This is a genomic window from Pseudoalteromonas sp. 19-MNA-CIBAN-0066, assembly GCF_040308705.1.
In the GTDB taxonomy this organism is placed as follows: domain Bacteria; phylum Pseudomonadota; class Gammaproteobacteria; order Enterobacterales; family Alteromonadaceae; genus Pseudoalteromonas; species Pseudoalteromonas nigrifaciens.
Window position 1 is genome coordinate 50,865 of the sequence record NZ_JBEONZ010000018.1, and the last position, 25,274, is coordinate 76,138.

At 40.3% G+C, this 25,274-nt stretch carries 22 protein-coding genes and 1 tRNA gene; 6 read left to right on the forward strand and 17 right to left on the reverse strand.

Features of this window, described 5'->3' with window-relative positions; translation table 11 throughout:
* The first annotated feature begins 41 nt into the window (after positions 1–41).
* A tRNA-Ala gene (locus tag AAEZ18_RS11590) sits at positions 42–117 on the forward strand.
* Positions 118–359: 242 nt separating this feature from the next.
* Here AAEZ18_RS11590 and AAEZ18_RS11595 read toward each other — a convergent pair.
* Together AAEZ18_RS11595 and proB are read right to left on the reverse strand one after the other, a co-directional pair.
* On the reverse strand, positions 360–1,607 hold the full coding sequence (locus AAEZ18_RS11595) for a glutamate-5-semialdehyde dehydrogenase (protein WP_086994847.1): 1,248 nt from the start codon (positions 1,605–1,607) through the stop codon (positions 360–362).
* Positions 1,604–2,710 (reverse strand): glutamate 5-kinase, encoded by a 1,107-nt coding sequence (gene proB, locus AAEZ18_RS11600; protein WP_011326992.1) that lies wholly within the window; start codon positions 2,708–2,710, stop codon positions 1,604–1,606. Before proB ends, AAEZ18_RS11595 begins: the two co-directional genes overlap by 4 nt.
* Positions 2,711–3,573: 863 nt before the next feature.
* Here proB and AAEZ18_RS11605 point away from each other — a divergent pair.
* Positions 3,574–5,421 (forward strand): cation:proton antiporter, encoded by a 1,848-nt coding sequence (locus tag AAEZ18_RS11605; protein WP_058372400.1) that lies wholly within the window; start codon positions 3,574–3,576, stop codon positions 5,419–5,421.
* Between the two features lie 80 nt (positions 5,422–5,501).
* Here the strand turns inward: AAEZ18_RS11605 and AAEZ18_RS11610 are convergent, their stop codons facing one another.
* From AAEZ18_RS11610 to cutA, 15 genes are all read right to left on the reverse strand, one after another.
* Positions 5,502–6,140, reverse strand: coding sequence for a tetratricopeptide repeat protein (locus AAEZ18_RS11610; protein ID WP_011326989.1), 639 nt, complete (start codon positions 6,138–6,140; stop codon positions 5,502–5,504).
* A gap of 334 nt (positions 6,141–6,474) precedes the next feature.
* Entirely contained in the window at positions 6,475–7,788 is a 1,314-nt protein-coding gene (locus tag AAEZ18_RS11615; protein WP_011326988.1) for an adenylosuccinate synthase, read from the reverse strand.
* 211 nt (positions 7,789–7,999) lie between these two features.
* Entirely contained in the window at positions 8,000–8,878 is an 879-nt protein-coding gene (gene hflC, locus AAEZ18_RS11620; RefSeq protein ID WP_011326987.1) for a protease modulator HflC, read from the reverse strand.
* Positions 8,879–8,883: 5 nt separating this feature from the next.
* Entirely contained in the window at positions 8,884–10,053 is a 1,170-nt protein-coding gene (gene hflK / locus AAEZ18_RS11625; RefSeq protein ID WP_011326986.1) for an FtsH protease activity modulator HflK, read from the reverse strand.
* 101 nt (positions 10,054–10,154) lie between these two features.
* On the reverse strand, positions 10,155–11,444 hold the full coding sequence (hflX, locus tag AAEZ18_RS11630) for a ribosome rescue GTPase HflX (protein WP_011326985.1): 1,290 nt from the start codon (positions 11,442–11,444) through the stop codon (positions 10,155–10,157).
* Positions 11,445–11,460: 16 nt separating this feature from the next.
* A complete protein-coding gene (hfq, locus tag AAEZ18_RS11635; RefSeq protein WP_011326984.1) occupies positions 11,461–11,724 on the reverse strand; it encodes an RNA chaperone Hfq in 264 nt (87 codons plus the stop codon).
* 81 nt (positions 11,725–11,805) lie between these two features.
* Positions 11,806–12,723: a tRNA (adenosine(37)-N6)-dimethylallyltransferase MiaA gene (gene miaA / locus AAEZ18_RS11640; RefSeq protein WP_041454320.1), complete on the reverse strand. Its 918-nt coding sequence runs from the start codon at positions 12,721–12,723 to the stop codon at positions 11,806–11,808.
* A 10-nt stretch (positions 12,724–12,733) separates the two neighbouring features.
* Positions 12,734–14,590, reverse strand: a complete 1,857-nt coding sequence (mutL, locus tag AAEZ18_RS11645) for a DNA mismatch repair endonuclease MutL (RefSeq protein ID WP_350594778.1) — start codon at positions 14,588–14,590, stop codon at positions 12,734–12,736.
* Between the two features lie 37 nt (positions 14,591–14,627).
* Positions 14,628–15,971, reverse strand: coding sequence for an N-acetylmuramoyl-L-alanine amidase (locus AAEZ18_RS11650; protein WP_041454319.1), 1,344 nt, complete (start codon positions 15,969–15,971; stop codon positions 14,628–14,630).
* A 52-nt stretch (positions 15,972–16,023) separates the two neighbouring features.
* Positions 16,024–16,500, reverse strand: coding sequence for a tRNA (adenosine(37)-N6)-threonylcarbamoyltransferase complex ATPase subunit type 1 TsaE (gene tsaE / locus AAEZ18_RS11655; protein WP_011326980.1), 477 nt, complete (start codon positions 16,498–16,500; stop codon positions 16,024–16,026).
* 130 nt (positions 16,501–16,630) lie between these two features.
* Positions 16,631–17,971, reverse strand: a complete 1,341-nt coding sequence (gene accC / locus AAEZ18_RS11660; RefSeq protein ID WP_011326979.1) for an acetyl-CoA carboxylase biotin carboxylase subunit — start codon at positions 17,969–17,971, stop codon at positions 16,631–16,633.
* A gap of 26 nt (positions 17,972–17,997) precedes the next feature.
* Positions 17,998–18,462, reverse strand: coding sequence for an acetyl-CoA carboxylase biotin carboxyl carrier protein (accB, locus tag AAEZ18_RS11665; protein WP_011326978.1), 465 nt, complete (start codon positions 18,460–18,462; stop codon positions 17,998–18,000).
* A 33-nt stretch (positions 18,463–18,495) separates the two neighbouring features.
* Entirely contained in the window at positions 18,496–18,948 is a 453-nt protein-coding gene (aroQ, locus tag AAEZ18_RS11670) for a type II 3-dehydroquinate dehydratase (protein WP_089367623.1), read from the reverse strand.
* Positions 18,949–19,174: 226 nt separating this feature from the next.
* A complete protein-coding gene (locus tag AAEZ18_RS11675; RefSeq protein WP_089367622.1) occupies positions 19,175–20,986 on the reverse strand; it encodes a protein-disulfide reductase DsbD in 1,812 nt (603 codons plus the stop codon).
* Positions 20,986–21,306: a divalent-cation tolerance protein CutA gene (cutA, locus tag AAEZ18_RS11680; protein ID WP_011326975.1), complete on the reverse strand. Its 321-nt coding sequence runs from the start codon at positions 21,304–21,306 to the stop codon at positions 20,986–20,988. The genes AAEZ18_RS11675 and cutA overlap by 1 nt, the downstream gene beginning before the upstream one ends.
* Positions 21,307–21,485: 179 nt before the next feature.
* Between cutA and AAEZ18_RS11685 the strand changes: the two genes are divergently transcribed.
* The 4 genes from AAEZ18_RS11685 to rnk all read left to right on the forward strand — a co-directional run bounded on the left by AAEZ18_RS11685 (position 21,486) and on the right by rnk (position 24,694).
* Positions 21,486–21,962, forward strand: coding sequence for an FxsA family protein (locus AAEZ18_RS11685; protein WP_011326974.1), 477 nt, complete (start codon positions 21,486–21,488; stop codon positions 21,960–21,962).
* Between the two features lie 107 nt (positions 21,963–22,069).
* Positions 22,070–22,357 carry a co-chaperone GroES gene (locus AAEZ18_RS11690; RefSeq protein WP_011326973.1) on the forward strand — a complete coding sequence of 96 codons (288 nt, stop codon included), beginning with the start codon at positions 22,070–22,072 and terminating at the stop codon, positions 22,355–22,357.
* A gap of 48 nt (positions 22,358–22,405) precedes the next feature.
* On the forward strand, positions 22,406–24,049 hold the full coding sequence (groL, locus tag AAEZ18_RS11695) for a chaperonin GroEL (RefSeq protein WP_011326972.1): 1,644 nt from the start codon (positions 22,406–22,408) through the stop codon (positions 24,047–24,049).
* A gap of 231 nt (positions 24,050–24,280) precedes the next feature.
* The gene (gene rnk, locus AAEZ18_RS11700; protein ID WP_041454318.1) at positions 24,281–24,694 is read left to right on the forward strand and encodes a nucleoside diphosphate kinase regulator; all 414 of its coding nucleotides are present in this window, start codon (positions 24,281–24,283) and stop codon (positions 24,692–24,694) included.
* The last annotated feature ends 580 nt before the right edge of the window (positions 24,695–25,274 follow it).

The following is a 25,274-nucleotide window of genomic DNA, read 5'->3' on the forward strand; positions in this document are numbered from 1 at the left end:
AGCAATCAAGCTTTTACGTAATATGTAAAATTTAGGAATGTGGGGCTATAGCTCAGCTGGGAGAGCGCCTGCCTTGCACGCAGGAGGTCAGCAGTTCGATCCTGCTTAGCTCCACCACTTTCCTACTCCCTCTTTAGTATTGTCTCAAAGCCATCAATTTATTCGCTATTTTATCTTAAGTTTCACTCTGTATTTAAACCCCAAAATATACGCCATATAGTTAAAACTAACGCTATTGCACGCTTTTTAATTTTACTGGCTAGCGAAGTAGAGCCTAAGTTAGTTTATTGCACAAAAAAGCCGAGCTGCAGCTCGGCTTTTGAAATTCATAATATGTTTTGTCCTGAAATAAACTAAGTTTATTCGCGGATCTGACCGTCGCCATTAACTAAATACTTTTCAGTAGTTAGTGACTCAAGGCCCATAGGTCCGTAGGCATGTAGCTTAGACGTTGCAATACCAATCTCGGCACCTAAGCCCAGTTGTGAACCGTCTGAAAAACGCGATGAAGCGTTAACAGTTACTACCGAAGCATCAACACTACGTTGGAATAACTCTGCCGTAGCAGCGTTTTTAGTACAAATTACTTCTGTATGATGCGAACCAAATTGCGCTATGTGCTCTACAGCTGCCGCAAAACTTGGAACCACGCGAATGGCTATTTCTAAATCTAAATACTCTTCACCAAATTCATCGTCGCCCAGTACTGTTGCATTGTCAAAATACGTAGCTGCTTGGCTATCGGCATTAATTTTAACGCCTTCTTGACGTAACACTACCGCACACAAGTTTAAAAACTCATCGGCAATATCTTGATGTACAACTAAGCCTTCTAAAGCATTACACACGCCGGTGCGTTGCGTTTTACCATTAAGCAGTAGGTTAATTGCCACTTCAAGGTCGGCGTCTTTATCAACATATAAATGACATACACCTTTAAAGTGTTGGATCACTGGAATTGTGCTGTTTTCGGTTACAAAGTTTATTAACCCTTCACCACCACGCGGTATAATTAAATCAATGCTGTCACGTTGCTGCATTAATTCCATTAATAAGCCACGATCGGGGTCAGGAATTACCGAAATAAGTGCTTCTGGTAAATTATGCTTTGCTAGCACGCTGTGCATTACGCTAGCAATTGCTTGTGAGCTTTTTAGTGCTTCTTTACCGCCGCGTAAAATAACGCTATTACCCGATTTAAAACACAATGCACCCGCATCTGCGGTTACATTTGGGCGCGCTTCGTAAATCATACAAACTACGCCTAGTGGTACGCGCATTTTACGAATTTTAATGCCATTTGGACGCTCGGTAATATCGCGTAGCTGACCAACCGGATCATCTAAGCTTACTATCACTTCGATGCCTTCAGCCATTGCTTCAACACGTTCATCGTTAAGCGTTAAACGGTCAACCATTGCTGCTGCTAAGTTATTGTCGCGTGCCGCGGCTAAATCGCTTTCGTTTTCTTTAATAATAAATGCTTTTTCTGCACGTAGTGCTGCAGCCATGTCCAATAGCACTTTATTTTTTGTCTCGGTATCGAGTAACGCTAACTGATGAGCAGCTTTTGCTGCCTGGCGTGAAATATCCGTAATTAAACTCATGACTTCTCCAATAATGCGATATGTTTTTCAGATATAACAGGTCCAATTGAGTCCTGCATTTTTTCGCTGAATTCACTCTGTTCGTTGTCAGCAATAAAGCTCAACAAACAGCTACTATAATTTGCGGTTGCTTTGGCTAAACGCGTACCATCTTCACTGCGTACTAAAATAGTGTCACCAATTGCGAACTCGCCATGCACGGCCATTATTTCATCGCCACGAATACAGCCTGTTTCGCCTTCGAGTGACTTATCAAACGAGCCATCTACAACAACTTCACCCTGCTCATTTGCAGTGTGCGTCATCCAATGTACAGAATCTTGCATTGGTTTTTCGTATGGTAAGAAAATAGTCCCAGGGTTTTCACCTGCAAGTAAACGCGTAAATGTCTCTTCTTTAAAGCCGTTAATAATATAAGTTGAAATCCCATGTGAGGTTGCTTTTTCAGCCGCTTCAATTTTGGTTTTCATACCGCCTGTACCAACTGCGCTAGTTGCACATCCTGCCATAGCATAAATAGAGTCATCAATTGATTTTATTTCAGGCAGTAAAATAGCATCGTCATGCAAGTTAGGGTTTTTATCATATAACCCATCCACATCTGAAAATATAAGCAATGCGTCTGCATCAGCTGCTGCTGCAACCATAGCAGATAAGTTATCGTTATCACCTACTTTTAGATCATCGGTTGTTACTGCATCATTTTCATTAATAATAGGTAACACGCCGTGCTCAAGTAAAGTAAATACAGTTTCGCGAATACTTTGATAGCGTTCATGATCACGTAAGTCACCGTGGGTTAATAATAATTGAGCTGATGGAAAGTCAAAAAACCTATCCCACATTGCTATCATTTCTGTTTGACCTGCGGCAGCCATTGCTTTTTTCATCACGACTGAACGTGCTGTATCTGATGGGAACAAATGTGCCCCCGCAGCAACTGAGCCTGACGAAACTAAAATAACTTCAATACCACGAGCACGACAGCGAACAATAAACTGTGCAATGGTTAATATGTAACGTGAACGGCAGCCATCTTGATCCGGTGCAATTAAAGCACTACCTACTTTAAGTACTATACGTCGCCAATTTAACTTATTCATAAATGTTCAACTTTCCATTTTATTTGCGCTCATACAATGTGATGAGCTAAAACTAGTTAGCTAGGTTTAAAACATAGCTTCGAATTTGGTTTATCATTTAAAAACACTTTTTTACACACGCAAAGCGACTCTATCTAAAACTGTTGTTATAGATTTAAGCGCAAGTACTAAATAGCAACAACTCAACGGTGTTGAATAGTACTAACAAAAAATTTAAAAAGTGTTGTTTATGTATCGCTGTAAAAGCTGTGTGTGGCTTTTTTATTAACAACATACATAGAGCCTCTTAAGTCAGATACACCAACAGATAGGGTGATGACTTAAGGACCGAGATTTAACCGCCACGATGGGGGCTAAATATTGAAAGGTAATAATTCAACTCAAACCTTTATTTATTTAAATAGTTAAATAAACTTGTTTAGCAAAATCATACCAAAGAGTTCGGTAAATGATATTTATACTGCTCAAACCCTTAAATCACTACAAAACAGTATTATACCGCTTTAATGTGACTCTAATATTAATAAGTTATTATTTTAAAATAACCACTTAATTAGACAACTAATTGTTTGAACACGAAGCATAATACGCTAAAACTGCAGGTAAAATCAAGGTTAAAATTCAAACTAAGTAAAATGCAGCTTGTTTTTCGAACTGTTTTTATATTAATTATCAAAAAGTTAAATCCTTTTTGTAGGGTATTTATTAAAATTACTGATAAAATAACAGACTTTAAAACCCGTAATATCTGATAAACAGCTAAAATTCTATTAGCAAAATTTAACTTATCCGTGTATACCCCTGTATTATAATTAACATAAGTTATACTTTTATCTATCATATTCACAAGGAATTCTTATTCTATGTCAGCAATTTATATAGCCGGTATCGCACTTTGCTCCGTGCTTGCCCAGTGGGTCGCATGGGCGTTTAGAGTCCCTGCTATTCTGTTTTTATTGCTTACAGGACTATTATTAGGGCCATTTACTGGCGTACTAGATCCTGACGCGCTTTTAGGCGATTTACTCTTTCCTGTTGTGTCACTCAGCGTTGCTATTATTTTATTTGAAGGCTCTCTCACCCTGCACTTCAGAGAATTAAAAGGCATCAGTAAAGTAGTCAGAAACCTGTGCTCTATTGGTATGCTCACTACGTGTATAATTATTAGCTTTAGTGCCTATTGGCTATTAGAGCTTAACTGGCGGGTAGCTGCTGTGCTCGGCGCTGTACTTGTTGTAACGGGTCCTACTGTTATTGCCCCTTTGCTAAACTCTATGCGACCAACTCAAGACATCGACCGAATACTACGCTGGGAAGGCATTGTTATAGACCCTATTGGTGCTCTTTTTGCCGTATTAGTTTTCGAAGCCGTGATGTTGGTTGGCGAAGGTCAAATATTTAGCCATACCATTATTGCGCTAGTTAAAACCTTAGGTGTAGGCTTAACAATTGGTGTTGTTGCAGGTTGGCTTACTACACAACTTATGCGCCGAGAGTGGCTACCATTTGAGTTGCATAAGTTTGGCATTTTAGCCCTAGTGCTTATAAGTTTTTCAGTGTCTAATCACTTAAGCCATGAATCAGGTTTATTAGCGGTGACTGTATTTGGTATTTGGCTTGCAAACCAAGATGATTTAGAAATTGATTCGGTGCTTGAGTTTAAAGAAGATCTATCGATGATTTTAATCTCAACACTGTTTATTTTACTTGCAGCAAGGTTAGAACTCTCTGATTTAATGATGCTAGATAGTGACGTTTTTATATTTTTAGCTATCGTGCTATTTATAGCTCGCCCTGTGTGTATTGCAATATCGACTTTTGGTACTGACCTACCAATGAAGTCACGCTTAGTACTCGCTTGGATTGCGCCACGCGGTATTGTTGCCGCAGCTGTTGGTTCTGTATTTGCGCTGAGCATGATGGAAGCTGGTGTTGCTGATGCAGAAAAAATGGTACCGCTCATATTTACCGTTATTATTATTACCGTGGTGCTGCAAAGCCTAACTGCCATCCCTTTAGCTAAACTGCTTGGTGTACGTCAACCATCACCAAGTACCATTTTAATTATTGGTGCAAACCATGTATCGCGTGCTATTGCGCGTGGCTTAAAAGATCAAAATATTCCTGTGCATTTATCTGACCCTGCATGGGAAAACTGTAAAATGGCCCGTATGGATGGCTTGCCTTGCTACTACGGTAATCCACAATCTGAACATGCTGAGCGTTACTTGCCTTTAACCACTATTCGTAGTGTGTTGGCACTGTCACCAAATCGCCATCACAATGCGCTAGGTGTACAGTATTTTTCTCACTTACTTAATGATAAAAATGTGTTTTCACTACGTTCATCTTCATCGCATGCTAAAGCGAATAAAGACAGTGCTACTTTCTTATCGCGCCAAATTTTATTTGGTGAAAATGGCTCTTATGCACGCTTAAGCAGTGTGATAGCGAAAGGCGGTAAAGTAAGTGCTACCCGTATTTCTGATGAGTTTAGCTGGGAGCAATATCAAGAAATGAACCCAGAAGCAATTCCACTGTTTATTCTCAAAGGGGATAAAGATGGCGATGACGATGCGCCAGTTAAACTTAGACCCTTTACCAGTGATATGGAAAAACCACCGCAAGAAGGTGAGCGCATTGTTGCTTTGCAACCGGCTAAAATATCACTACTAAAAGATTCACAAGCAAAAGCTAAAGAAGAAAGTTAACACTTTTATTAGTTTTTAATAAAAAGGCCTAACTCGCAAGAGTTAGGCCTTTTTAGTGTATTTTTGGTATATCAATATGCTTACATAGGTAGGCGAGCACGAGCCACAACGCTGGCTGGCATTTTTTCGGCTAACTGAGCTAATAAGCGCTCAATTTTTTTATGTGTATTGGCATCTGCAACCTTGGCATAAAATAACCAACGATACATATCTTCAAAGTCGCGTGGACTGCCGTAGCCTTGGTTAAATAACTTAACTAAGCGAAACTGCGCTTTTAAATTTCCCTGCGATGACGCTTCACGCAAATAAGTGATTGCCATTGCTTTATCTTGTTGTACCAAACGCCCAATGTCGTAGTAACGCCCTAACTGCTCTAAAGCCGCTGCTAAGCCCTGCTCAGCCGCTTTTTGCATATAGTACACACCTAACTCTACATCGCGATCAACACATACGTTATAGGCTAGCATATCGCCATATAAAAACTGATACGATGGTAATGCCATTTTATTGGCTCGCGCTTCTATATCTTGTACTAACTGGCAATCATCTGCCTTAACCCGGGCTAAATGGGTGTTTTTATTAATTAGCGAAATTAACTCAGTCTCAGTATACAGTGGCACTGCTGCTGCCGTTTCTTCTGCTAAGCTATTGCTGCTCATCAATAAAGAGAGTGTCATTAATGGTAATAACAAAACTGAATGACTAAAAAGTAACTGCATCTTTATCACTTATAAAAATAAACCTATTAAATACTATACAAAGATCGTTCCAAAATTAATATTTAACCTGAACTCTAGTTAAGAGGTTTACTAACGTATTGAATCATAGTTATATTTAATTTTATTTTCTCTAGCCAGAGGTTTTCAGTGAAAACAAGGCGAATTTATGCGTCAATAGCTGGCCTATTGCAAGTAAATTCAACGCAGTTAGCGCTGAAAATAGCTGCTTGAGATAAGTTTATTATCCGGATCTCAGGTTATTTATTATACTCTATTGTTATTTTTAGACATAAAAAAAGCTGCATTAAGCAGCTTTTTTCAAGTCTAGTTGATATTACGCAAACGGATTGCGAAGTATCATAGTTTCTACACGATCAGGACCAGTAGAAATAATATCAACAGGAACACCTGTGAGCTCTTCAATACGCTTAACGTAATCAATCGCTGCTTTTGGTAAACCATCAAGGCTAGTTACACCAACAGTATTTTCTGACCAACCAGGCATTTCTTCGTATATTGGCGTTACTTTTTCGTAACCTTCAGCTGCTAATGGCGTTACGTTAGTAACTGTGCCATCTTCAAGCTTATAACCAGTACAGATTTTAAGTGTTTCTAAGCCATCTAAAACATCAAGCTTAGTTAAACAAAAACCAGAAATACTATTGATTTGCACTGCACGACGCATTGCTACGGCATCTAACCAACCAGTACGACGAAGTCGACCAGTGGTTGCGCCAAACTCATGGCCTTTATCGCCTAAGTGCTTACCAACTGGGTCTTGCTTATCAAGGCCGTCGTAAAGCTCTGTAGGAAAAGGGCCTGAACCAACACGTGTAGTATATGCTTTAATAATACCAAGCACATAATCAAGGTGTAGTGGGCCAAAACCAGCACCAGTAGCAACGCCACCAGCTGTAGTGTTAGAAGACGTTACATAAGGGTAAGTACCATGATCGATATCAAGTAACGTACCTTGTGCGCCTTCAAACAAAATGTTGTCGCCAGCTAAACGCGTTTGATCTAAAAGCTCAGTAACATCAACAATCATCGCTTTTAAAATATCAGCAACGGCCATTGCGTCATCAAAGGTTTTCTGAAAATCAACAGCATCTACTTTATAGTAATTAACTAAAGTAAAGTTATGGTATTCAAGAACTTCTTCTAGTTTTGCTGCGAATAGTTCAGGATTAAATAAATCCCCTACGCGCAAACCACGACGTGCCACTTTATCTTCGTACGCAGGACCGATACCACGGCCAGTTGTACCAATTGGCTTATCACCACGTGCAGTCTCACGGGCTACATCTAATGCAACATGGAAAGGCAAAATTAATGGACATGCAGCACTGATTAAAAGACGCTCGCGTACAGGTACGCCACGTGCTTCTAACATGCCAATCTCTCTCATTAGCGCTTCTGGTGATAATACAACACCATTACCAATCACACATTTAACATTGTCACGTAATACACCCGATGGAATAAGGTGCAGAACTGTCTTTTCACCGTCGATCACTAAGGTATGGCCAGCATTGTGCCCACCTTGATAACGAACTACTAAAGATGCTTTATCTGTAAGGAGGTCAACTACCTTACCCTTACCTTCGTCACCCCATTGGGTGCCTAATACAACAACGTTTTTACCCATTGTAACTTCACTTAAAAAAATTAGGACAAGATTTTACCAGAAAACAAAGCCAAAGTTCACCCCGTTTAGCTTATATTTTCCGCTCGTATATTTATATGTATAAATATTAACTAATAACCACATAGATAACAGTGGTTTAATGCATTAAATCTGTTTCAATAAAAAGCCCCACTAACGCGAGGCTTTTAAGATTTAAATATATTGGTTAGCTTTATTGTGCAGTAGCACCTTTCATATATTTAAAGAAGTCGCTATCTGGTGAAAGAACCATTACGTCTTGCTTGTTTTTAAAGGTTTGTTTATACGCCTCTAACGAACGAACAAAACTAAAAAACTCAGGATCTTTATTGTACGCATTAGCATAAATAGCTGCTGCATCTGCATCACCTTGACCACGTACTGTACGTGAATTACGCTCAGCATCGGCAAGCATTACCGTTACACGACGATCAACGCCAGCACGAATTGTTTCGGCTTTTTCTTGACCCTCTGAACGATGCTCTTTAGCAACCGCAGTACGCTCAGCACGCATACGTTGATAAATCGAGCTGCTGACTTCTTGTGGTAAGTTTATTTGCTTAACACGCACGTCAAGTACTTCAATACCTAGCTCGCGGGCACTTTCAGAAGCTTGTACTAACGCCTCTTCCATTAACTCGCTACGCTCACCCGACACTATTTCACGAATAGTACGCGTACCAAAGTTAGTACGTAGACCGTTATTTACTTTTTGTTCTAGCAGCGTTTCAGCATATTGCTTATCGCCACGAGCACGCAAGTAAAAAGCACTAAAGTCGTTAACACGCCATTTTACAAACGAGTCAACAATTAAGTCTTTTTTCTCGCTCGTTACAAAGCGGTCTGGTGTACCATCAAGCGTTTGAATACGTGCATCAATACGACGTACTTGGCTAAAAAATGGTACTTTAAATTGTAAGCCTGGGCTGTACACTATGGCTTGATCATCACTGTCTTTTTGTACTTTACTGAATAACAAAACAATTGCTTTTTGCCCTTCAGGTACAACAAAAACTGACGAGAAAGACATTACAATGGCAGCTAATAGTATGACTAAACTAAAGTTTTTCATTATTGTTATCTCCCATCATTAAAACGATCGTTGTTAAAGCGGTCACTACCACTATTAACAGAGCTATTGCGTGACGTATTTACTTTGTTACGTAAATCTTGAATATCACTTGAGCTAGGAAGTGCAACACGGGTTGCTGTGCCTTGCTTTTCCATAATTTTATCAAGTGGTAAGTACATCATGTTGTTGCCACCTTTTACATCAACAAGTACTTTAGAGCTATTGCCTAATACTTCTTGCATTGCATCAATGTATAAACGTTCACGAGTTACTGTTTTAGCCGCTTGATATTCTGGTAATAGCTTTTCAAAACGAGCAACTTCACCTTGTGCCTCAAGTGTAATACGCTCTTGATAACCTTCGGCTTCTTGAGTCATACGTGTAACTTGACCACGAGCACGAGGTTCAATTTCACGCGCATATGCTTCAGCTTCACGGATAAAGCGCTCTTCATCTTCTTGTGCAGCAATTGCATCATCAAACGCATCTTTAACTTCAGCCGGTGGACGAGAATCTTTAAAGTTCACGTCAGTCACAATTAAACCTAAGTTATAAGGTTCAATAACCTTGTTCAGCTCATCCCATGTATTTTGGCGCACAACCTCACGGCCGTTTGTCAGTACTTGGTCCATTTTTGCATGGCCAACTACATAACGTAGTGCACTTTCTAGTGCTTCTTCTAAGCTACTATCAGCATTAGTTACACTAAATTTATACAAGTATGGGTCAATAACACGATATTGAACTTGGAACTCAACGCTTACTACGTTTTCGTCTTCAGTTAACATAAAACCAGACGTTGATAATGAACGAACAGCTTCAATATCTACTGGTATTATGGTTTCAATAAAGGTCATTTTCCAACGCAGACCAGGATCAGCAATACGATCATACTTACCAAATTGAAGAACCACACCACGCTCAGCTTCTTTCACGGTATAAATACCACTGAGTGCCCATACAATTACAGCAATTATAAGTATAAATGAAATACCGGCTCCACCAAGTCCACCGCCGCTACCATTGCCCGGTTTTTTGCCGCCAAATAAGCCACTAAACTTGTTACTGAATTTACGCAGCACCTCGTCTAAATCAGGTGGGCCTTGATCTCGTCCGCCTTTGTTATTCCACGGATCTTTATCATTGCCATTATTACCCGGTTCATTCCAGGCCATAGCTATACTCCATTGTTATCTAAATAAATAAGGAAATTGAGTTAAATCTAACAAATCTACTGCGTTTCTTATACAAAAACCGACATTAATTACATCAATTTTTAATCACAGACGATAAAACCAGCAATTTCAGGACCAAATTCTTTAATTAAACGATTCCACTCAACTACAGGTAACCTAACATCTAACAGCCAGTTACCTTGTTCATCAAAGCGCTCGTCGCTTACCGCACTTAAACTAAATAACGACGATCTTAACCGTCCATATTGTGGTGCGAGCAATAATGTTTCGCTAAGCATTTGTTTAGCAAGTAATTCGCTAATAGCTTCGCTAAGTAACTCGCAACCTTCGCCGGTTTGAGCAGAAAGCCATACCCTTATAGGTTGGCCTTCATCATCGCGATCAATACGCGCAGTAATATCATCCAGCGCATCAATTTTGTTATAAACCAATAATTGCGGTACTTCATCAGCTTCAATTTCTTTGAGTACTGATTGTACTTGTTCAATATTTTCTTTTAGTCGTGCATCTGCCACATCAATAACATGCAGCTGTAAGTCGGCTTCTCGCGTTTCTGTTAGCGTCGCTTTAAATGCCGCCACTAAGTCATGCGGCAAATGGCGAATAAAGCCAACAGTATCGGCTAAAATAACCGGACCAACATCGCCTAACTCAAGTTTTCGTAACGTTGGGTCAAGCGTCGCAAACAATTGATCTGCAGCATAAACATCTGAGTTTGTAATACGATTAAATAATGTTGATTTACCCGCGTTAGTATACCCTACTAACGATACAGTTGGTATTTCGTTACGGCTACGAGCTCGTCTACCTTGCTCGCGCTGTACAGCAACTTTATCTAGGCGTGCACGAATATTTTGCAGGCGGGCGCGCAATAAGCGTCTATCGGTTTCGAGCTGTGTTTCACCTGGCCCACGCAAACCCACGCCCCCTTTTTGACGCTCTAAATGCGTCCAACCACGAATTAGTCGCGTGGACATATGACGCAATTGCGCCAGTTCAACTTGCAACTTACCTTCGTGGGTACGTGCACGTTGCGCAAATATATCAAGAATAAGGGTGGTTCTATCAAGCACACGACATTGCAAAATGCGTTCTAAGTTACGCTCTTGGGACGGTCTGAGTTGATGATTAAAAATAACGACATCGGCATTGTGGATTTTAACAGTCTCAGCTATTTCTTCTGCTTTACCAGTTCCGACAAATAGTTTCGGATGTGGTGCTTGACGGCTGCCTTGCACAACCGCCAAACTACTAACACCAGCAGAAGATACCAACAATTCTAATTCGTGAAGATCTTCACGATCCCCCTCTTTAGGAAAGTCAATATGAACTAAAACTGCCTGTTCGCCAGATTTATAGCGGTCAAACAAGCATCACGCTCCTAATTTAAATGTTTCCAGCTTCAGGTTCTTCAGTGTCGTCATTTTCTTGAACACCTTGGAAATTAACTGCACGAGCAGGAACAACTGTTGAAATTGCATGTTTATACACCATTTGATTTACGGTGTTTTCTAGTAAAATAACAAATTGATCAAATGACTGAATTTTACCTTGTAATTTTATGCCATTAACCAAAAAGATTGATACTGGGATGCGCTCACGGCGTAGTGCATTCAAAAATGGGTCTTGTAACGATTGGCCTTTTGCCATGTTATTATTCCTTCGTTCTAGGTGTTATTATAATTAAGTGGCTGAACTTATTTAACAAAGCTAAATTTTATTCAACTACTACTAGCTTAGCGAACTTACTACACGATGCAAGTTTTCTTCATCACCCGTTGTTAACCATGTAACATCAGGCCAGCTTCTTAACCAAGTTAATTGGCGTTTAGCCAATTGACGTGTAGCCGCAATGCCGCGAAATACCATTTCATCATGGTCAATTTCACCCGCAAGGTAATCCCACATTTGTCTATAACCTACACAACGAATAGAAGGCATATTGGGGTGTAAATCCTTACGTAGATATAGGGTCGAAACTTCATTTTCAAACCCCTGTTCGAGCATTATTTTAAACCTTTTTTCAATTCGCTGATGTAATTCACTGCGCTGCGTTGGCGCAATAGCAAATTGATGAAAAGTATAAGGTAAAACCGGCTGTTTTTGCTTTTGCAGCTCGGTCATGGTTTTACCTGTTAATTTGTATACCTCTAAAGCACGATTAATTCTTTGTGAATCGTTTTCACTCATTTTTTGCGCTGCTTGCGGGTCTATTTTTACCAGTTCTTGATACAAATGTGGCCAGCCATATTGCGCAGCTTGCGCTTCAAGTTCGGCTCTTATTTCCACGTTAGCTTCTGGCAGTGGTGATAAACCATCAATCAGAGCCTTGAAGTACAACATGGTGCCGCCAACTAATACCGGCACCTTACCTTGCTGATGAAATTCATCTATTTTTATTATCGCATCACGTCTAAAATCAGCAACTGAATAAGTTTCACTTGGGTCAAGTAAATCAATTAAGTGATGCGGAGCACGTGCTAACTCTGATGCATCGGGTTTAGCCGTGCCAATATCCATACCCTTATATACTAACGCTGAATCAACACTAATTATTTCGGTATTTAAATGCTCACACAATGAAATTGCCAACGCCGTTTTACCCGCTGCAGTTGGACCCATTAAAAATATGACTGGTAAATTACTCAACACGAATACCTTAATCTAATTGCGTTAAATAGTGCTCTATATCTATTTTAACTGCTTTTACACGCAAACGTTCAATTGTTTGCGGATTATTTTGCATGCGGGCTTGCTGCGCTAAAAAGATATTGCTGGAATAAAAACGCGCTGGTGTGTGCTGCATCTGCCACGCCAACCAGCTTTCTATGTTTTCAAGTGGTGCTTTACACGCTTCCAGCAGGCTTTCAACCGCGCTAGTAACGTCTAATAAATATAAGCACGCAGGAAGTTTTTTAACCATCACAAACTGTTTTTCAATAATTAGCTCAAAACCTAATAGCGTAAACCACGACTGTTGCGCTGCTATTAGCTCACAGTCTTGCTTGGATAAATTAACCCGTACTGGCAACAACAGCGCTTTGCCCTCTAAGCTGCCCTGCTCTTTTATTTGCTCATGCCAATCATCAACTAATGCATATTTAAAATGTGAGCAATACAATTGCTGCTCGCTGCTAAACACACACACGCCTTCGTTGATGCTGATAATAGCAACCGTTTTTAAAGCCACTGCCTGCTCCACAGCGTGTGACTGGTTAACCCCAACAGATACGTGAGCGCCTTGGTCAAAATGCGCGGCATGCTGCTCACTCACGCCCTGATAAAAAGCATTAATATCATGATGATTAGTGCTAGGTGTAGCTCTGTAGGCGCCGCCACTCCCTCCCGCACTACGCGAACCTAGCGATGCGCCGCCAGAACTGACACTATGAGATGGTTGCAATTGCGATTTAGGATAATCAAATACCTCACCCGACTCAAAATTCCCAGTGGGAGAACGCGCAGTGTCTGTCTGACTAAATGCCGTATCGGCTAGGTTATTTAAAGGCTCATTAGTAAACTCACCTTGCAGTGGCACAACAACTTGTTTAATTGCTTGTAGTATAAAGTCGTGTACTAAACGCCCTTGATGAAAACGTACTTCGTGTTTTGCCGGATGAACATTTACATCAACTTGACGAGGGTCAATATCAATATAAATAACAAAACCGGGTAACTCTTGGGCACCACTTACTTCTTCAAATGCTTGGCGAATAGCGTGCAGTATAAGCTTGTCGCGCATCATGCGATTGTTTACATAGGTATACTGCACGGTGTTAGCAGAACCAACCGGCAATACCCAGCCATGGAGCTGCAAGCCCCCCTCGCCCGATTGAATATGCAAGCCTTGCTCAGCAAATACTTTACCCGCCACTTGCGCTACACGGGCAATTGCTTGGCTAGGATCAGTTTTAGCACGGTACTGCCTGACTACTTTTTCATTATGAGTAAGGGTAATAGATACATCAAATCGACTCAGCGCAATGCGCTTTATAAGCTCATCAATATGGCTAAACTCTGTTTTTTCGGTACGTAAAAATTTGCGCCGGGCTGGCGTATTAAAAAATAAATCTTTTACTTCTATGGTGGTGCCATCTGGGTGCGCTACTGGTTTTACTTGCACAGCCATATCGCGGCCTTGTGCAAATGCTTGCCAAGCGGCTTCTTGATGTTTAGTTTTTGAGCTTAGCGTTAAGCGCGAAACGGAACTAATTGACGCCAGTGCTTCACCTCTAAATCCCAGTGAGCAAATATTTTCTAAATCATCGAGGGATTTCAATTTACTGGTTGCATGGCGAGAAAGCGCCAATGTAAGCTCGTCTTGAGCAATACCCGCACCATTGTCACGAATACGAATTAGTTTGTGCCCACCTCGCTCAATATCTATTTGAATGCGTGTAGCACCAGCATCTAGGCTGTTTTCTACTAATTCTTTTACCACCGACGCGGGGCGCTCGACCACTTCACCTGCAGCAATTTGGTTCGCTAAACGTGCGGGTAGTATTTCAATACTCATTCAACTTCCTAACAAACATGGCTCTAATGATAAGCAATTAACTTTGCGGTATATCGAGTTCTTGGCCAATAAATAAGGTATTAGAGCTTAATTTATTCGCCTGCTTTAACTTGTTTATAGTTATGCCGTAGCGACTCGCTAACATGCTTAACGACTCCCCCGGGCGAACTTTATGCTTGGTTGGATATTGCGACTTTAACTTGGCAAATAAAGAATCGTCAGGTGGATTTTTTAAGTAATAATTTTTAATTGAGGTAAATATAGCTTTGGCTAAACGCTCTTGGTGATTAGCACTTTTTAGCAATTTTTCTTCACGGGGATTAGAAATAAACCCTGTTTCGATTAAAATAGAAGGAATGTCTGGTGACTTTAATACTGCAAGACTCGCATGTTGAGGGTCTTTTTTATGTAACTTTGCCACCTTACGCAGCTCTTTTACTACTTCATCAGCAACGCTCAAACCGGTTTTCATCGAATGATCCATCGACATATCAAGCAGTGCTTGCGCTAAGTACTTTTCATTGGCGGCATCTTTTATTACATCTGCCGCGCCACCTAAAAGCTCAGAGTGTTTTTCTTTATCTTCAATCCATTTACCTATTTCTGAGTTAGCACGGCGCAGTGATAACACCCACACTGAGGCACCATTTGGACCTGGGCTCGTAAATGCATCAGCATGAATAGAGACAAAAAAATCAGCTTTTTTCTCACGAGCACGATTGGTGCGGGTATTGAGCTTTACAAAGTAATCGCCGCTGCGCACCATACGCGAAATCATCCCGCGCTCAGAGTCAATCATCCTCTCTAAGCGTTTAGCTATTTGTAATGTAATCGTTTTTTCATAGGTACCCGATGGGCCAATTGAGCCAGGGTCTTCGCCACCGTGACCAGCGTCAATCGCAATAACAATATCGCGCTCTTGGCTTAATTGACGGTTTTTAGCCGCTGTTTGCGCTGGTGATACTGCTGTGGATGATTCACTTTTATCATATAGATCAACAACCAACCTGTTTTTATAGGGGCCCGTTGGTGCTAATGCAAAAACCACAGGCTTTACCGGGGCACTCAATTCAAATACAAAGCGCACGCTGTGTTTATTTTTTGGTTTAGAATAACGAAGCTTACTAACAATTTGATGCTCAGGCGGAATACCGGGTAACACTTTAAGCTCCCGTGTTTGCTCTAAATCAACCACTAAACGGCTAGGATTTTTAAGCATAAAATAACTAAAGTCAGGCTTTTCAGTTAAATCAAATACCACCCGAGTGCTATCGGGAGATGGCCAAACACGCACACTATTAATGGTATTTTGTGCCCATAGCGACGAACTCATAGTGATAGCTACAAGATAAATAAAGAGTTTAATTACACCGCGACTCATGTTGATAGTGACTGCCTTAACTATTTTATTATTTGTTATATAACCAATATTATTACTCTGAGGTTAAGTTATTTAGTTTTTCAATAATTACGCTACCACGCTCACTGGCACTATTAATAACGATATTTCGCTCATCGCCTACATAGCTTAAGGTAATATTTAAATCTGGCACAGGAATAAACTCTCCGCCTTTTTCTGGCCATTCAACCACACAAATTGCTTGCGCTGAAAAGTAATCGCGTATTCCCATATATTCAAGTTCTTCTGGATCGCCTAAACGATACAAATCAAAGTGGTAAACATTAGCGCGCTCCAGCTCATATGGCTCTACTAAGGTATACGTTGGACTTTTAACCTTACCTGTATGGCCAAAACCTTGCACTATGCCACGTGTAAAGGTGGTTTTACCCGCGCCTAAATCGCCATGTAAATAAATTACCGCACCTTGCTCTATAATAGCCGCAATTCGATTGCCCATTGTTACCGTGGCAATATCATCACTCAAGTGAGACTTAAAACTACGTGACATTATTACCTTTACCTCAAAAATTTATTAAAGCGCATATTTGTTAATCATACCAGATTATTTATTTAAGGTGATACAGCCAATTTTTAAAGATAAAAAAACCGGCTAAGCGCCGGTTTCTATTAACGAGGAATTATAGTCCCAATTTTTTCTCAAGATAGTGGATATTAGTCCCACCATTTTGGAAGTTTTCGTCTGCAAGAATTCTTTTATGCAGCGGAGTATTGGTTTTAATACCGTCGATTACTAATTCATTTAGTGCGTTACGTGCACGAGCAATTGCTACGTCACGGTTTTCACCGTAAGTAATTAGCTTACCAATCATTGAATCGTAATGTGGTGGAACCGTGTAGTCAGCATAAATATGGCTGTCCCAACGAATACCTAAACCACCCGCAGGATGAAAACGTGTAATTTTACCCGGTGACGGAATAAAGGTTTCTGGGTCTTCTGCGTTAATACGACATTCAATTGCATGGCCGCGAATAACAACATCGTCTTGAGTGAACGACAATGGCTGACCAGCAGCAATTTTTAGCTGTTCTTTAACTAAATCAATACCTGTAACCATTTCAGTAATTGTATGCTCAACCTGAATACGGGTATTCATTTCGATAAAATAAAACTCGCCGTTTTCGTATAAAAACTCAAACGTACCAGCTCCACGATAACCAATTTCAATACAGGCACGCGTACAGCGCTCACCAATAAATTTACGTGTTTCTGCTGTAATTCCTGGAGCGGGTGCTTCTTCTACTACTTTTTGGTGACGACGTTGCATAGAGCAATCACGTTCACCTAAATGCACTGCATTACCTTGGCCATCAGCTAAAATTTGTACTTCGATATGACGTGGGTTTTCAAGGTATTTCTCCATGTAAACCATGCCATTACCAAAGAACTGCTTCGCTTCTTGTTGGGTTAATGCAATTGAATCAATCAGTTCAGCTTCGCTGCGCACAACACGCATACCGCGACCACCACCGCCACCGGCGGCTTTAATGATTACCGGATAACCAATGCGCTTAGCAATTTGCATATTGCGCTCTTTGTCATCTGATACTGGACCATCTGAGCCTGGTACACACGGAACACCTGCTTTACGCATTGCTGCGATTGCAGATACTTTATCGCCCATAAGACGAATTGTATCGCCAGTAGGACCAATAAATACAAAACCACTTTGCTCAACTTGATCGGCAAAATCAGCATTTTCTGCAAGAAAACCATAACCAGGATGAATCGCTACAGCGTCAGTTATTTCAGCCGCGGCAATAATACGCGGAATATCTAAATAACTTTCTGTTGCTGCTGGTTTACCAATACAGATGGTTTCATCTGCAAGCAATACATGCTTAAGATCGCGATCTGCCGTTGAATGCACAGCAACCGTTTTGATCCCAAGCTCTTTGCAGGCGCGCAATATACGAAGTGCAATTTCACCTCGGTTTGCAATGACTACTTTATCTAACATTAGAGTTGGCCTTTTAGGTTGCGCTATTATTCAATGATGAATAAAGGTTGATCAAATTCTATTGGCTCGCCATTTTCAGCTAAAATAGCTTTTACTGTACCAGCTTTGTCTGACTCAATTTGGTTCATCATTTTCATTGCTTCGATGATACATAATGTATCGCCAACTTTAACTTGAGAACCAACTTCTACGTATGCTGGCGCTTCTGGTGAAGCTGCAGCGTAGAATGAGCCAACCATAGGTGATTTAACTTGATGACCTGTAGAGGCTGCTGGAGCAGCGGCTTCAACTGCTGCTGCAGGAGCTGCAGCAACTGGAGCGGCAACTGGTGCTGGTGCATATTGCTGTGGCGCAAACTGAGCATAGCCTGGGCCTGCACTCATGTTATTACGATTTATACGTACTGACTCTTCACCTTCAGTGATTTCTAGCTCAGCAATACCTGACTCTTCTACTAATTCAATAAGTTTTTTGATCTTGCGAATATCCATAAACGGCCCGCCTATTAGTTTGTGTGTTTAAAATTAATTTGAGTTTTGCAATAGGTTTACTGCAGCTTCAAGCGCTGCGTGATAACCCATTGCACCTAATCCACATATTACGCCTTGCGCCACATCAGAAAAATACGAATGATGGCGAAACGCTTCACGTGCGTGCACGTTGCTTAAATGCACTTCAAAAAACGGAATATCAACACTTAACAATGCATCACGTAATGCGACGCTCGTATGCGTAAATGCAGCAGGATTAATAATTATGTAATCAATCGCTTGCCAAGTATCGTGAATACGCTCTATCAATGCTTGCTCACTATTACTTTGGAAGTGCGTTAACTCAACATTTAAACTATCAGCGGCACATGTTAGTTCGCTCATAATTTCGCTTAGCGTACGTGAACCGTATTTATCTGGCTCACGTTTACCTAGCATATTTAAATTTGGGCCATTTATAACTAAAAGCTTGAATTTTGCAGCCATAATACGCGATATATCCTATAAGTAATGAGTTAAGCAGTCGTTAGCTAATTTTTTACAAAAATGTGAGTATAAAAAATAAGATAACAACAATTTCTCACGTTAACCAACTATTATAGTGATTTCGACGTAAATAACAGCAAAATACTGGTCTTATCTCTGTATTGGGTACAAGTGTTGAGGCAGTAGTAATAGCCCCACCTTTAAATTATGGGGGGCTATTATATTGCTACTTTACGCTGGCGCGTAGTGTAGATAGGTGCTGAGCAAAATCTTCAGCATTCAAAAAGCCGGTAACACGTTGTGCACTTAGCTCCTCTCCTTGGGTATTAAAAAACAAAATACTAGGTAAACCAAACACCGTATATTCTTCCATTAGTTCGATTGTTTTGTTATCGCTGTCGGTTAAATCGACTTGAATAAGCTCAAAGTGACTAAACTCATTTTGCACTTTTGCATCGGGAAAGGTGTAATGCTCAAATTCTTTACACGCAATACACCAATCAGCATATAAGTCGACCATAACCAGTCGGCCTTGCTCATTAGCGTGAGCAACGGCTGCTTTTAACTCAGTTAAATTGGCTACTTGCTTAAACTCATTACTTTGCGCACTTACTTGCATTGTTTGCATGTGTACTGGCCAAAAATAATTTTTAGTTAAGTTAAAGCCACTAACAACGAGTAACGTTGCAGCAAACCACAGTGCTGTTTTTAATTTTCCTTGTGTTTGGCTACTTTGCCAGTGATGCAAGTAAAGCGCGGTTGCCAAGGCCAATACTCCCGCCATTAATAAAATAACATCGGCATCTAAAAGGCGCTCAAGTAATATAAGTGGCACAACTAGCATAATAAAGCCAAATAGGGTTTTAACTTGTTCCATCCAGCCACCGGCTTTAGGCAATAATTTTCCGCCCGATGTACCGAGTAACAATAATGGCAGTCCCATCCCTAAACTCAGTACATAAAGCGTTAATCCCCCCACTAAATAGTCGCCACTTTGTGCTACAAACAATAGCGCCGCTGACAAAGGTGCGGTGGTGCAAGGCGAGGCAATCAAGCCCGATAATACGCCCATTAAAAACACACCAACGTAGTTGCCACCTTTTTGGTTATTACTTACTTGGGTTAACTTGTTCATCATGCCACTTGGTAGCTTTATTTCGTACCAACCAAACATCGACATTGCTAATAATACAAACAATAAACTAAAGCTAATAAGTACATAAGGGTGCTGCAAATAACCTTGAACTTGCCCGCCAAGTGCGGCCACAACCAAACCTAATGCCGCGTAGGTCACTGCCATACCTTGAATATATACAAATGATAACGCGAAGGCTTTTTTAGTTGAGAGATTTTTTTGCCCAGCAATTAAGCTCGACAAAATTGGAAACATTGGAAATACACACGGTGTAAAAGCCAGACCAACACCAACAACAAAAAATATCAGTAAATTAGTAATTAGCCCTTGGCTTGCTAACTGCTCGGTAAAGGTCAGATCTTTTTTAGGCGCATTGCTTGTCGGCGCATTAGCCTGACTTAATGCTGTAAATGCGTTTGCAGAGGTTGCACTGTGCGTAGCATCATCAGCATTTTGCAGCTGTTCACCGGCAATTTTGTTTAGCGGAATACTAATAACTTCAGGTGGGTAACATAACCCAGCTTCAGCACAACCTTGGTAACGCACTTTTACTACTGCTCCCTCAGTTACATTACTGAGCTTACTAACAATACTAAGTGCATTAAAAAAAACTTCTGTTTTACCAAAGAACTCATCTTCGATAACTTCTCCATTACCTAAGTCGCCTACTTCTATATTCGCGCCTTTGGCAATAATCTCTATTTTATTTTTATATAAGTAGTATTCAGGTGCAATATCCCAGCCTATAAATAAAGTATTATCTTGCTGATCAAAATCAAATACAAATGCTTGGTCTACTTGTAAAAAGGTTTGTTGTGGAGGTGCAAGTAAATCACCAAGTATATTATTAGCCTTAGCTGGAGCCGCTAATAATGCAACCAGTAACAAAAAGAAAAAACGCATTAATTAAGTACCTCATCCATCCAATTAAAATAAGCTAGGTTACCCGTTGCCACATCAACAACCTGGATCTCTGGCACTTCGTAGCTGTGTAATGCTTTAATAGTTAAAAATACATCGTTCATTTTATCTAACTTTGTTTTGATCAATAGTTTAGCTTCGGTTGCCTCAACTACTTCACCTTCCCATATATAAATAGAAGCTACCTTTGGTAGAATATTCACACATGCAGCCAGTTTTCTCTCAACTAATGCTTTTGCCAGCTCTCTTGCTTCATTTTCATCTTTGCAGGTAGTAAAAATAAGTTTAAATTGCGCCGCCATAATGAACCTTTATGTGTTTAATAATGTCTGTAAGCATAGTATCTGATAGCGTATGTAATGTGTAGGTGCTATAACTGCAAAAAAATAGTAATAGCGCTTACTGTATCCTTGAAATTAGACCGCTCCACCCTCACTTATATTTCATCAACTCTTTTGAGTTTCATTATTTAGAGAGCTTTATGTTTAGATTTTTATTTGTGTTGTTTATCATTATTCCTATTATTGAAATCGCCTTACTTATACAAGTAAGCGAGGTAATAGGTGGTTTTTCGACAATTGCGCTAGTAATTATTACCGCGATTTTAGGCGCAAAAATGGTAAAACAACAAGGTATGAGCGCGCTACAAAAAGCACAAACTCAAATGGCCGAAGGGCAAATGCCTGCGAAAGAATTATTTACTGGTATATGCGTTATTATAGCTGGCGTATTATTGTTAACGCCTGGCATTATGACCGACGTTTTTGGGCTACTATTATTAACGCCAGTAATTCGCAACAAACTGGCAGCCGGCCTTGCTAGCCAAGCTACTGTACGTATGAGTGCAGGTATGCAACAAGGTGGTTCACCATTTACCCAGCACAGTCAAACTGAGGCAGATCCTCATCAAGTGAACAAACCGACCATCATAGATGGTGAGTTTGAACGAAAAGATTAATTTTTTTAATTTTACGCTTGGATTTTGGCGTAACACCCCCATTATTGAATGCAACCAATATAAGCTTTTTTCTGCCCTTCGCAGAAACTGTTAGGAGAACTAAATAAATGAATATTCGTCCTTTACATGATCGCGTGATCGTTAAGCGTCTAGAAGAAGAAACAAAATCTGCTGGCGGTATTGTATTAACTGGCTCTGCAGCTGAAAAATCAACCCGCGGAGAAGTTGTAGCCGTAGGTAATGGTCGCATTTTAGAAAGCGGTGATGTTAGAGCATTAGAAGTTAAAGCCGGTGACACTGTGTTATTTGGCTCATATGTTGAGAAAGTTGAAAAGATCGAAGGTCAAGAGTACCTGATCATGCGTGAAGATAATATTTTAGGCATTGTAGGCTAAACCTACTTTTCGTTTATAAACATTTAAGAATTTAGAGGAATTTAAAACATGGCAGCAAAAGAAGTACTTTTTGCAGGTGACGCACGCGCTAAAATGCTAACTGGCGTAAACATCCTGGCAAACGCAGTAAAAGTTACATTAGGTCCTAAAGGCCGTAACGTTGTACTAGATAAATCATTTGGCTCTCCAGTTATCACTAAAGATGGTGTATCTGTAGCAAAAGAAATCGAACTTGAAGACAAGTTTGAAAACATGGGCGCACAAATGGTTAAAGAAGTTGCATCTAAAGCTAACGATGCAGCCGGCGATGGTACAACTACCGCTACAGTACTTGCACAGTCTATTGTAAACGAAGGCCTTAAAGCTGTTGCAGCAGGCATGAACCCAATGGACCTTAAGCGCGGCATCGACAAAGCAGTAATTGCTGCTGTTGCAGAGCTTAAAGCGTTATCTGTTCCATGCTCTGACACTAAAGCAATTGCACAAGTAGGTACTATTTCAGCTAACTCTGATAAAGAGATTGGCGACATCATTGCACAAGCAATGGAAAAAGTAGGCCGTAACAGTGGTGTTATTACTGTAGAAGAAGGTCAATCACTAGAAAATGAACTCGATGTTGTTGAAGGCATGCAGTTTGACCGTGGTTACCTATCTCCTTACTTTATTAACAGCCCAGAAAAAGGTACTGTTGAACTAGATAACCCATTTATTCTACTTGTAGATAAAAAAATATCTAACATTCGCGAATTATTACCAACATTAGAAGCAGTTGCTAAAGCAAGCAAGCCACTACTAATCATCGCAGAAGACCTTGAAGGCGAAGCATTAGCTACATTAGTAGTTAATAACATGCGCGGTATTGTTAAAGTATCAGCAGTGAAAGCTCCTGGTTTTGGCGACCGTCGTAAAGCAATGCTACAAGATATCGCTGTATTAACTGGCGGTACTGTGATTTCAGAAGAAATCGGCCTTGAGCTTGAAAAAGCAACAGTTGAAGACCTAGGTACAGCTAAGCGCGTAATTATCACTAAAGATGATACAACTATCATTGATGGTGCTGGCGAAGAAGCAGGTATTAACGGCCGTGTTTCACAAATTAAAGCACAAATCGAAGAAGCAACATCAGACTACGATAAAGAAAAACTACAAGAGCGCATGGCTAAACTAGCTGGCGGTGTTGCAGTAATCAAAGTTGGTGCTGCGACTGAAATGGAAATGAAAGAGAAAAAAGACCGCGTTGAAGATGCATTAAATGCAACTCGTGCAGCGGTTGAAGAAGGCGTAGTACCTGGCGGCGGCGTTGCACTAGTTCGTGCAGCAAGTAAGCTTGTAGATTTAGTTGGCGACAACGAAGATCAAAATCACGGCATTAAGGTTGCACTTCGTGCAATGGAAGCGCCACTTCGTCAAATCGTAACAAACGCAGGTGACGAAGCTTCAGTTGTAATTAACGCAGTTAAAGCAGGTTCAGGTAACTTTGGTTACAATGCTGCTACTGGCGAATACAATGACATGATTGAAATGGGTATCCTAGATCCAACTAAAGTAACACGCTCTGCACTACAATTTGCAGGGTCTATTGCGGGTCTAATGATCACTACCGAAGCTATGGTAGCTGAAATCCCTAAAGATGATAGCGCTCCTGATATGGGTGGCATGGGCGGTATGGGTGGAATGGGCGGTATGATGTAAACCCCACCTAAACCTCCCGGTTAAAAAAACCCAGCCTCGGCTGGGTTTTTAATGTTATAGAAAAAATAAAAAACTAACTATACTCTTAGTCACTTAAGTACTATTGCTTAAGATAGTTGATTATTGAGTTGCAAATAAAAATTACTTCAACGTATTCTAGTGCAATTAAGCTTATGCCGAATCATACTCAGAGTAAGTTTTATTTACATAAACATTATTAAGGATATTGAGTTGAATAAAAGACCTGAAATAATCATCTCATCATTAGATGCAGATAGACTATATGATTTAATCGAATCATTGCCAGCAAACAGTTTTGCGGGTGAAAAAGAACTTGAAGCAGAATTAGGACGAGCAACTATAGTTGATCCTAAAGACGTTCCAGCAACAATAGTTACCATGAATTCGACGGTAAATTTTGTTGTAGAATCTTCAAAAGAAGAATTTAATTTAACTCTTGTCTACCCGAAAGATCTTGACGCTAGCGGCCAAAAAATATCAATTTTAGCCCCTATAGGCGGCGCTTTACTTGGGCTATCACAAGGAGATGAAATTGAATGGCCTAAGCCTGGTGGAGGTTTAATAAAAGTAAAAATAAAAGAAGTAACCTACCAACCTGAAAGAGTCGGCGAACTACATAGATAATTTAACGAAGCTAATAAGTAGCTCCTAGCGCATTAAATTAATTAAAAACCCAGCTCATGTTGGGTTTTTAGTTTACGCTATCATTTTAGCTCAAATCATTTCACAATATCACTTCCATAAACTTACTAACTGTTAAGCGTGATAATAACCGGGAGTTAATTCCAACAACCCATTAAATATTCTAATTTATAATTAGTGCAGACCACTAAACTCGATAAATTGCTTGTCGTAGGTAAAACTGAGGCAATTATAGCTCCCACCTCACTAAGGATATAATACGGCAACACTTGCTAATTACCACAGATGCTATGCCATCCGGACAGCACCCAGTGGCCATTACTAGTCACCCATATTGATAGATATGTAAAACCTGCCAATGATACTCTTACCTCCATATTTGCCATAGCTTAATCCAGTTGAGCAAGTATGAGCATGGATAAATATACTCACTTAATAAATAGCATTTGCTATCGATGCACTACGCAGTAGAAAAGCAACAATCTAGCTATTTTTGATGCTCTTTATCGTCGGGTGTCGCTACGCTCGCCCAACCTACGCGGGAGACTTGTGTACATTATTC